The organism is Paraburkholderia sp. J41, assembly GCF_905220235.1.
Classification (GTDB): Bacteria; Pseudomonadota; Gammaproteobacteria; order Burkholderiales; family Burkholderiaceae; genus Paraburkholderia.
Genome location: NZ_CAJMZE010000003.1, coordinates 301,240 through 311,330, shown reverse-complemented (window position 1 = coordinate 311,330; position 10,091 = coordinate 301,240). Strand labels below are relative to the sequence as shown.

8 protein-coding genes are annotated in these 10,091 nt (G+C 65.4%); all 8 read right to left on the bottom strand.

Features of this window, described 5'->3' with window-relative positions; genetic code table 11:
• Positions 1 to 4 precede the first annotated feature (4 nt).
• The 8 genes from U5805_RS05000 to U5805_RS04965 all read right to left on the bottom strand — a co-directional run bounded on the left by U5805_RS05000 (position 5) and on the right by U5805_RS04965 (position 9,836).
• Entirely contained in the window at positions 5 to 1,912 is a 1,908-nt protein-coding gene (locus U5805_RS05000; protein ID WP_415914536.1) for an extracellular solute-binding protein, read from the bottom strand.
• A 112-nt stretch (positions 1,913 to 2,024) separates the two neighbouring features.
• Positions 2,025 to 4,727, bottom strand: a complete 2,703-nt coding sequence (locus U5805_RS04995; RefSeq protein WP_322102332.1) for a TonB-dependent receptor — start codon at positions 4,725 to 4,727, stop codon at positions 2,025 to 2,027.
• A 381-nt stretch (positions 4,728 to 5,108) separates the two neighbouring features.
• Positions 5,109 to 5,684, bottom strand: a complete 576-nt coding sequence (locus tag U5805_RS04990) for an XRE family transcriptional regulator (protein ID WP_322102331.1) — start codon at positions 5,682 to 5,684, stop codon at positions 5,109 to 5,111.
• 239 nt (positions 5,685 to 5,923) lie between these two features.
• Positions 5,924 to 7,162, bottom strand: coding sequence for a hypothetical protein (locus U5805_RS04985; protein ID WP_322102330.1), 1,239 nt, complete (start codon positions 7,160 to 7,162; stop codon positions 5,924 to 5,926).
• 8 nt (positions 7,163 to 7,170) lie between these two features.
• Positions 7,171 to 7,599, bottom strand: a complete 429-nt coding sequence (locus U5805_RS04980) for a biopolymer transporter ExbD (RefSeq protein ID WP_322102329.1) — start codon at positions 7,597 to 7,599, stop codon at positions 7,171 to 7,173.
• 63 nt (positions 7,600 to 7,662) lie between these two features.
• Positions 7,663 to 8,088: a biopolymer transporter ExbD gene (locus tag U5805_RS04975; protein ID WP_322102328.1), complete on the bottom strand. Its 426-nt coding sequence runs from the start codon at positions 8,086 to 8,088 to the stop codon at positions 7,663 to 7,665.
• Between the two features lie 21 nt (positions 8,089 to 8,109).
• Positions 8,110 to 9,030, bottom strand: coding sequence for a MotA/TolQ/ExbB proton channel family protein (locus tag U5805_RS04970; protein WP_322102327.1), 921 nt, complete (start codon positions 9,028 to 9,030; stop codon positions 8,110 to 8,112).
• A gap of 74 nt (positions 9,031 to 9,104) precedes the next feature.
• On the bottom strand, positions 9,105 to 9,836 hold the full coding sequence (locus tag U5805_RS04965) for an energy transducer TonB (RefSeq protein WP_322102326.1): 732 nt from the start codon (positions 9,834 to 9,836) through the stop codon (positions 9,105 to 9,107).
• Positions 9,837 to 10,091 lie beyond the last annotated feature (255 nt).

The following is a 10,091-nucleotide window of genomic DNA, read 5'->3' as shown; positions in this document are numbered from 1 at the left end:
CTCCTTACTGCGCGGCGGCGGTGTGGGCGGCCACGCGCGCGGGGTCGGGGGCGCCGGGTTTGCGGAACCAGTAGTCGATGGCCCACTCCTCCGGCACGTAGGTGAGCGGCGCGACCTTCGGCTGGCCGATCGTGGTTTTGAACGCGATGCGCTCGTTCGGCGCGTAATACTCGGGCACGAGGAAATACTCGTTCATCAGCACGCGGTCGAGCGCGTGCGTGGCCGTTTCGAGGTCGGCGAGCGTGTTGGCTTTCTGCACCGCGTCGATGAGCTTGTCGACCACTTTCATCCGCACGCCCGCGTAGTTTTCCGAGCCCACCTGGGTGGCCGCCGCGCTGCCGAAGCGGCGCGCCAGTTCCGCGCCCGGGATCGTGGTGGGCGCGTAGATATAGGTGGTCATGTCGTAGTCGAAATTGTCGATGCGCTTCTGATACAGCGCGCTGTCGATCTCGCGCAGATGCGCCTGGATGCCGAGCATGCCGAGCGCCTGGGTGTACGGCAGGATCAGGCGGTCCATGCCGGGCTCGTCGTCGAGGATCTCGACGGTCATGGGCTCGCCGGCCGCGTCGCGCAGCGCGCCGTCGCGATAGTGCCAGCCCGCCTGCGCGAGCAGATCGCGCGCCTCGCGCAGATTGCCGCGCAGCGACCTGGGCGGCAGCGTGTTCGGCAACTGCATCATCGGGCCGAACACCTCGGGCGGCAGGCTCGCGCGATACGGTTCGAGCAGCGCGAGTTCCTGCGGCGACGGCAGACCCGTGGCCGCGAACGGGCTCACGTCGAAATAACTCTTCAGGCGCGTGTACTGACCGTAGAACATCATGCGGTTCATCCAGTCGTAGTCGAACGCGAGCGAGAGCGCGTGGCGCACGCGCACGTCCTTGAAGCGGTCCTTGCGCGTGTTGATCAGCATGCCCTGGAACTGCGCGGGACTGTTGGCGAAGTCGCGCTTCTCCAGCATGCCGTTGCGGAAATTCTTGCCCACGTATTTGCGCGCCCATTGCGTCGCGCTGTACTCCACGTGTACGTCGGCGTCGCCGGCCTTGAAAGCTTCGAGCTGCGTGTAGAGGTCGAGATACAGGTTGAATACGATGCGCTGGAAGCGGTACATGCCGCGCCGCGTGGGCAGGTCGGCGGCCCAGTAGTCCGGATTGCGGCGGTAGACGATCTGCTTGTCGTTCTTGCGCGACTCGATCAGATACGCGCCGCTCGCCACCGGCGGCACGTTCGAGAGCTGATTGAAGGCAATCGCGGTGCCGTCGGCCTTCTTCGCCCACTTCGGCGAAAACACCGGCAGGTCGCCCGCGATCAGCGGCGCGTCGCGTTCGGCGCGGCGGAATTCGAAGCGGATCGTGTGCGGATCGACCACCACGGCGCGGCGGATCACCTCGAACTGCGCGTTGAACAGCGGCGAGGCCTGGGGGCTCGTGAGCGTGTCGAACGAATACTTGACGTCGGCGGCCGTGATGGGGTCGCCGTTCGAAAAGCGCGCGCGCGGGTCGATATGGAAGGTGGCCGACGTGAGGTCGGGCGCGACGTCCACGCTCTGCGCGATCAGCGGATATTCGGACGCGAGTTCGTCCCAGCTGCGCTGCATGAGCGTGTCGAACATCAGGCTCTTGATGTCCGGCGCGGGCGAGCCGCGCACGAGAAACGGATTGAGCGAGTCGTAGCTCTGCGCCTCGTTGAAATTCTGGAAGCTCAGCGTGCCGTCCGCGGGCGCGTCGGGATCGGCGTAATCGAAATGCGTGAAGCCGGGCGGATACTTGGGCGAGTCGTACTGCGCGATGGCCGTGGCCGCCTGCGCGGCGCCGGCGAACGCCGCCCCCAGCGTGCATGCTGCAAGCGCTGCGCGGGCTGCCGCCACGACGCGCGCACACTTCGTCAGTCTCATCTTCGGTCTTTCTGTCCGCATGGTTTGCGTTGGCGGCGCGCGGCGCGCAGATGACGTGCGCGCCGCGGCCCTGGTGCGTCCTTCGTGAGGACGGGGCCGGTCGCCCGGCCCCCTTGCTGCCGGCCCACTGCGTTTAGAACTTGTACGTCGCGCCGATCTGGAGGTAACGGCCCACGTAGTTGTACAGCGACTGGTCGTAGCCGGTCTGGTCGATCGAGCCGAGCCAGAGCGGATCGAACGGCGGCGCCTTGTTGAAGATGTTGTTGATGCCGCCGTAGATGGTCCAGTGCTTGAAGCCCGAGTACGCGACGTTCAGGTTGAACTGGCTGTACGAGCCCGTCGAGTAGTTGTAGCCCAGCGCGTCCGAATACGGGCCGACGTACTGCCAGTCGAGCGTCGCATTCCACTTGTGCCAGTTCCACGCCAGATCGGTCGTGCCCTTCCAGCGCGGGAACGAGCCGCCGAACGGCTGTGCGAGCGTCGCGTCGTTGCCCGCGCCGTCGATCGTGCCCGTGCTGCCGCCGATGCCATCCATCTTGAAGTGCCACACGTAGGCCCAGTCCGCCGACAGCGTGAAGCGGCCGATCTGCGTGTTGATCGACTGGCTGAAGGTGGTTTCGAAGCCCGACGTGTCGAACGAACCGAGGTTCTGGTACGGCTCGACCATGTAGGCGATCGAACCGTCCGCGTTGTAGACCGTCTTGGTCGGGTCCACCACCGCGCCGATCGCGTTGTCCACGTGAATCTTGTAGAAGTCGAAGCCCACATCGGTGCCGCGCGCGGGCGAAAGCTGGAAGCCGATGTTGTAGTTCTTCGTGCGTTCCGGCTGCAACTGGGTATTGCCGGTCGTGACGACGGTTTCGTCCGCGCCGTTCGGACCGACCGGCGAGATGCCCGTGCTGGTCGAATTGGTGTTCTCGACGAAGCTCGGCGCACGGAAGCCGCGGTTGTACGAACCGTACATCGTGAACTGCTGGATCGGCTGGAAGCGCAGCGCGAAGCGCGGCGAGAACGCGCCGCCGAAGTCGCTGTAATGGTCGTAGCGGCCCGACTGGCTGAAGGTCAGGACGTGCTGCCAGAGCGGAATATCCACCTGGTAGTACACGGCCGCGACGTTGCGCTCGCCGTCGACAGTTTGCAGCGCCGGGCTCAGCACCGAGCCGCCCATCGTGCTGGCGCCCTGGTCGATGCGCTCGCTCTGGTGCGTGAACTGGCTGCCGAGACCGAGGCCCACGTCGCCGGTCGGGATGTGGAACAGGTTCGGCGTGGACAGCGTGGCGTCCACCACGTCGAGCTTCGACACCGCGATGTTGTTGGTGTCGGTGAACACGCCGTTCAGGCCGTTGGGCGTCGCCGACGGATTCGCGAAGTCGTAGGTGCCGTTCGCGAGCATGTTCTCCACGCCCGCCACGCTCAACTGGCCCGTCGTGGTGTTCGTCACCGTGCTCTGCGAGTGGCCGTACGACAGCGCCCAGTCCCAGTCCTCCTTCGAGACCGAGAAGTTGCCCTTGATCCCCATTGCCGCGCGATAGAAGTTCGCCTCGGTGGTGTCGGAAACCGTGTTCGGCAGCCAGGTGAAGATCGTCGCGTCGGTGCCGTACGGGTTATACGGATTGCTGCCCGGCACCACGGCCTGCCACGCGGAGAGCGTGCCGGTGGCCGGGTCGTAGACCGTCTTGTTGCCGAGGTACGACGAGAAGTCGTTGGTGACCGTCTTGATGTTGCTTTCCCAGAGGTCGGCCCAGGCGGTGGTGTTGTCGTTGACCTTGAAGTCGGCGTGAACCTTGGCGTTCCAGCGCTCCGTCCACGGGTCGATCGAGGCCTGTTCCGCCGTGTTGCGGCCGCACACCGTACCGCCGGAAGCGGCGCCTGTGTTCGACGCGATGATGTTGCTGCCGTACGGCTGGACCACGCCGCCGCAGGGACCGACGGCTTGCGCGAGGCCCGAGGTCGGGTTCAGCCAGTACGACGGCGACAGGACCGAGCCGCCGAAGCCCTTGTTGCTGAAGTCCTGGTTTTCGGTCGTGTCGCGGTCCGCGAGCGTGAAGCCGTTCGACTTGTAGTAGCTCGCCGTGGCGGTCACGTTGAAGCGGTCGCTCGTGAGATTGCCGAAGCCGCCCAGGATGCCGAACTTGGTCGTGCCCGCGCCGCCTTGCGTGGCGCCGCCGTAGCTGCCGTCGAGTTGCAGGCCCTGGAAATCGTGCTTCGTGATGATGTTCACGACGCCCGCGATGGCGTCCGAGCCGTACTGCGAGACCGCGCCGGTCTTGACCACTTCGATGCGGTCGACGGCGTTCAGGGGAATGGCGTTGAGGTCGAAGAAGGTGTCGGTGCCGTTCACGGCGAAGCCGTAAGGCGCGACACGCTGACCGTCCACGAGCACGAGCGTGTACTTTTCGCTCAGGCCGCGCAGCGCGATGCCGGCGCCGCCGGCCGCGAAGCTGTCGTCGTTCGACTCGCCCCAGCTATTCGCGGAGTTCGCCGAGATCGTGCGCATGTAGTCCGAGACGCTCGTCGCACCCGAGTTCTGGATCTGCTGCGGCGTGATCGTCTGCACCGCCTGATAGCCGGTCTTGTCGGACTGGCGGATCAGCGAGCCGGTCACCTCGAACTTCTTGAGCTGCGCGACGTTGTCGCCGTTCGCCTTGGCCGTCGTGGACGACGAAGACGGCGCCGCCGCCGAGGCATCCGACGCGCCCACGGGCGCGGCAGCGGTCGCGCCGCTCGTGGCGGCAGGCTGGCTTTGCGCGAACGCCGGCGCCGCGATGGCCGCCGATAGTGCGAACTCAGCCCAGATTATCCTTTTGATGGCTAGCGCCAAAACCCTCTGTTTCACTTTTTCCCCTTCTCACTCGTCAGTCACGCCCACTTGCGTCACGCGGAGCGAGGTCTTGTGAACCTCGCCGTCGATTGACGACGCTGTCGCGTCGCGCCCATTGCGTGAATCTCCCCGACGGCGCGGTTGCGTCCGGCGCGGCGACTCACCCAAACCATTTTTTTAAATCGGACTACTAACGGCTTTCAAAGCATGCGCGCCACGCGGTCTCGAACTACGACAGTTCTTGCGGACGCCTTCGGTCCCGCGCGGCAACCCCTGTTTATGCTTGCGCGCCGCGCGGGTGAAGTCTTCACCTTACATCTGGAGTGCTAATATTTCTGTGTTCGCCGTGAAGCGCATTTTTCTGTTGCAACGGCGTTTCTCAATGCAGTGAATCGTTCAAATCAGTTTCGGCGTTCCCACCCAGACGAATACGCTTTCCGTATCGGAGGGATTGGCCCACGCATGCGGCACCGCCGATTCGAAATGCGCGGTGTCGCCCGCGCGCAGCACGAACGTCGTGTTTTCCAGCGTGAGCGAGACTTCCCCGCTCATGACGTACAGAAACTCTTCCGTGGCCTGCGCAACCACGTCGAAGCGTTGCGCGCCCGCCGGCATCTTCACGAGCTGCGCGTCGAGCTTGCGATCGCCACCCGGCGACGCGAGCCGTCCGTACTGATTCGCAGACCCGGTGAAGCCAAAGAACTTCAGGCGCTCGGCGCGGCGCACGACCTGTTCTTCCGCCGGTGTTTCGATGAAGTACTGCAAGGTCACGCCCAATGCCCGCGCGATGCCGATCAGCGAGCGCAACGACGGCATGGCGCGCCCGCGTTCCACCTGCGAGAGATAAGGCTTGGAAATTCCCGCCTGCTCCGCGGTTTCCTGCAACGTGCGCCTGAGGCGTTGTCGCAAGGCGCGGATGCGGCGACCGGTGGTTGCGGCAACGTAGGCCTTCTCATTGAGTGGCGAAACCATAGCAAGACAAAATAACGCGTCAAAATTTGTTTGATTAGATCGAACCTATTTTTATGGCGCGACACCTCCATCGGTTCGCCGAAAAAAGCGAGCCTTTTCTTTTCGACCGGTTTGAATGCACAAAGAGAAATACGTGGTGCGGCTTTGGTGCGGCCTTGGTGCATACCGCAATTCGTAATTTGTAATTCGCAATTACATTGCGATTACGTTCTCACTCGACCGCGACAGCACCATCGAAATTACTTCGCCGCGATCAGCAACCAGAGCTGCGCGAGATCGGCTGAACCGTCGCCGCCCTTCACCGCCTTGAACGCCGCCGCCGCGCGCGCCTTCTGGCCCGCGAAGTAATACGCTTCGCCAAGGCGCAAACGCGCGAGGTCCGGATGATCGACGCCCTTCGCGAGCGCCGCCTCCATCGCCGCGAAACCGGCCTGCTGCTGGCCCGCGAACACCTGATTGAAACCCGCGTCGAACGGCGCGAGCGGATTCTGCGGATCGGCGGGCGCACTCGCGCGCTTCGCGGCGAGCGCCTGCAAACGGCGTTCGCGGTCCGCTTGCGCGTCGTGGCCCAGCGCGCCGCTCGCAAAGCCCTGATCGACGATCTGCTTGCCTTCCGCCGTCGAACCGGACACGATCGCGAGCTGCGTCATTTCCATATAGTCGTTCGCCGTGGTCAGCGAACCCGCCGCGCGGCGCAGCCGGTACACGTCGACGTCGAGCGCCGGGAGATAACCGGGCTTCGCGCGGATTGCGTGAATCAGATCGTCCCAGTAAGCGGGTTTCGGGTGATACGCCACGAGCTTTTCGAGCGCGCCGCGATACGCCGCCTGATCGTTGGCCTTCTGCGCGACCGTGCCGAGCAGTTGCAACTGTGCTTCGTCGGGCGCGCGACCGGCGCGCACCTGCGCGTCGACGTTCGCGCGCAACAGTGCGAGCGCGCCCGCGTTGTCGCCCGAGAGGTAATACGCCTCGATCAGCAGCGTCTGCATCTGCGGATCGCTGCCGCCGGCCTTCTCGTAGCGCTGCGCCGTCTTGATCGCCTTCGCGTAATCCTTCTGCTGGAAATACAGCCCGGCGAGCGCCGCCGCCGTGCGCTGCTCGTCCTCGCCCTTCACCTGGCCGCCCGCGAGCAGCGTTTCGTACGCGCGCTCGGCGGTGGCGTTGTCGCCCGCCGCCGCCGCTGCCGCGCCGCGCATCTCCTCGACCATCAAGGTCTCGTAGCCGGTGCGGTTCGGCACGGCCGCGGCCTGCGCAATCTTCGCGAGCGCCTCGCTGTAGCGGTGCGCGCGATAAAGCGTCTGGGCGTCGTTGAGCGGCTTCGCCACTTCGGGACGCAAGGTCTGCGCCGCTTGGGCCGCTTGGCCCGCTTGAGCTGCCCAAGCCACCTGCATCGCGAACGGCACGGCGCCGAGCACGCCGGCGCCACCGAGCGCCGCGGCCAGCAACGCCTGTCTGAATCGTCGGGAAATACGCGCCACGTCGTTCCTCACTGCATGTACTGTTCGTTGCCGATCAAGCCGATCTTCGTCGCGCCCTCGCGCTGCGCCGCGGCCATCACGGCCGCCACGTCGCGATACGGCACGAGCCGGTTCGGCCGCAAGTGAATCTCCGGCTGCTCGGGCTGCGCGGCCGCCTGCGCGAGCCGCGATTCGAGGTCGGCCTCGGTGGGCACGGGCTGGCCGTTCCACGTCGTGGTGCCGTCGAAGTCGATGTCGATCTGCACGATCTGCGGCTGCGTGGCGGGCGGCGGCGGATTGCCCACCGGCAGATTCATCTTGATCGAGTGCATCTGGATCGGAATGGTGATGATCAGCATGATCAGCAGCACCAGCATCACGTCGATGAGCGGCGTGGTGTTGATGTCCACCATCACTTCCGGCTCGCCGCCCCTGCCCGATCCCACGTTCATACCCATGACTTTCCCCTGCTCAATGAAACCGCCGGCATCGCACTGGCGGATGGAAACCGCACGTCGCGCTCAGCCGCCGCGCGCGGGCGGCTCGGTGATGAACGACACCTTGGCGATGCCCGCGCGCTCGCACGCGGTCAGCACCCGGCCGATGAACTCGTAGCGCGTGCCCTGATCGCCGCGCACGTGTACTTCCGGCTGCGGCGTCTGCTGCGAGGCCGTCTTGAGACGTTCGAGCAGCGTGGGCGCGTCGACGAGCGACTCGTTCCAGAAGAAGTTGCCGTCGCGGTTGATTGCGATCTCGACGCTTTTCGGCGTGGTCTGCAACGGCTGCACCGTTTGCCTGGGCAGTTGCACAGGCACGGTGTGCGTCACCACCGGAATCGTGATCAGGAAGATGATCAGCAAGACCAGCATCACGTCGACGAGCGGCGTCGTATTGATGGCGGAGATGACTTCGTCTTCGCCGTCCTCCTGCCCCACGCTCATGGCCATGGCGTACCTCGCTCGTCGGGATTATTCGGCCATCGCGACGGCGCGCGACGCGGCGCGCGCGCCACGCTTGCCGCCGGCGAGCAGCACCGAATGCAACTGGGCGCCGAACGCGCGCACGCGCTCCATCACGGCCTTGTTGCGGCGCACGAGGAAGTTGTAGCCGAGCACTGCGGGCACCGCGACCGCGAGGCCGATGGCCGTCATGATCAGCGCTTCGCCCACCGGGCCCGCGACCTTGTCGATGGACGCCTGGCCCGCGATGCCGATGGCGGTCAGCGCGTGGTAGATGCCCCAGACCGTGCCGAACAGGCCCACGAACGGCGCCGTGGAGCCGACCGTGCCGAGGAACGCCAGGCCGTCTTGCAGACGGTTCGACACGTTGGTGATGGCGCGCTCGACCGAGACGTCGATCCACGTGTTGCGGTCGACGGCTTCGAGCAGCGCTTCGTCGTGATGCTCGCCCGCTTCGATGGCCGTTTCGGCGATGAAGCGGAACGGCGAGGCTTCTTCCAGTTGCTTTGCGCCGTCGGCGAGCGTGGGCGCGCTCCAGATCTGGTCGTCGGCCGACTTGGCGCGCCGGTTCGCGCGGGCCTGCTCGACGAACTTGGTGATCATGATGTACCAGCTACCCATGGACATGATCACGAGCAGCAACAGCACGAAGCGCGCGACGAAGTCGCCGTTCTTCCACAAGGCGCCGAGGCCATAGGGGTTGCTCACCGTTTCCGAGGTCGCGGGCGGCGGCGGAGGCTGGTCGGCTGCCGTAACCGGCGCGGGCGCCGTGGCGGCGGTGGCCGTCGTACTCGCGGCGGCGTCGGCCGAAGCCGTGGCGCTCGCATCGCTTGCTTGCGCATTGGCGAGCGTAGGTGCAACAAAGGTGTCGACCGTGGCTACGGCGAACAACATGCTGGCCGCCAGTGCGGCGAAAGAACGCTTCTTCATGCCTGCTCCAGTTCAATCGTTGAACTTGTGAATCGTGACTAATGAATCGCCACCCGAATGCGGCCGCTCGCGCCTCAGTTGAGGTTGAACGAGAACGGCACCTGCACGCGGACCGGCTGCCCCTGCGAAATGCAATTGAACTGCTTCACCGCGTTGAACGCCGCACGATCGAGGCTGTCGTCGTCGGCGGACTTCGCCACGCGCTCGTTCGTGACATGGCCTTGCGGGTCGACGACGAACTCGATCAGCACGTCGCCGGTCGCGTTGTTTTCCTGCGCCTCCTGCGGATACTTGATCGACGAACGGATCTGATCCGAGTTCGGGCACACCACGCCCACCTCGTGGCTGACCGGCTTGGCCGGCGCGGGCGGCGCAGGCGGTGCGGGCGGCGCCGTCACCGGCGCGCTCTGCACCGGCGTTGGCGCATGCGTGATGGTCGGCTGCGGCGGCGCCTGCACCGGCACCTCGGGCGGCGGCACGAACGGCGGCGGAGGCGGCGTGAACTTCGGCGGCGGCAACTGCACGGTCGGCAATGGCGGCGGAGGCGGCGGCTTCACCGGCTCGATGATCTTCGTGGAGATGGGATGCTGAATGACCTGCACGACCTTGGTCGCGAGGCCGTTGATCAACGCGTAGATCAGCACGACGTGCAGCAGCAGGACTATCGCAATGCCGCCGAAACGGCGCACCGGATTCTGCTGCTTGCGGCCGAACTCGCGGGGCCGCGCAGGCCGTTGCAGCGCGGCGCCCGCCGATTGCACCGATCGCGCCGATTGCACCGATTGCAAACCGACTTCCCCTTTCATCACCACCTTCGCTCCCTCGGGCGCCTTGCGCCCACTTTCCGCTATGCGGCGACGCGGCCCGCCGCTCGGGCGTGCCGCGTCACATCAAGTCAGCTATTTCTTTCGTAGTCCGAACCGAATGGCCTATATGACGTCGGGAACCTTCGCGGCAAACCCGATTCATACACTGGCACGGAAGCGGTCTACAGCATCGCGTCATTTCCGTCACTCCGGCAGCCTTGCCCCGCATGGCGCGGTGACAATCGTGTGTCGAAG

Coding starts and splice junctions, on each gene's coding strand:
- U5805_RS05000 (WP_415914536.1), bottom strand. CDS start 1,912: ATGCGGACAGAAAGACCGAAGATGAGACTGACGAAGTGTGCGCGCGTC.
- U5805_RS04990 (WP_322102331.1), bottom strand. CDS start 5,684: ATGGTTTCGCCACTCAATGAGAAGGCCTACGTTGCCGCAACCACCGGT.
- U5805_RS04980 (WP_322102329.1), bottom strand. CDS start 7,599: ATGGGTATGAACGTGGGATCGGGCAGGGGCGGCGAGCCGGAAGTGATG.
- U5805_RS04975 (WP_322102328.1), bottom strand. CDS start 8,088: ATGGCCATGAGCGTGGGGCAGGAGGACGGCGAAGACGAAGTCATCTCC.
- U5805_RS04970 (WP_322102327.1), bottom strand. CDS start 9,030: ATGAAGAAGCGTTCTTTCGCCGCACTGGCGGCCAGCATGTTGTTCGCC.
- U5805_RS04965 (WP_322102326.1), bottom strand. CDS start 9,836: ATGAAAGGGGAAGTCGGTTTGCAATCGGTGCAATCGGCGCGATCGGTG.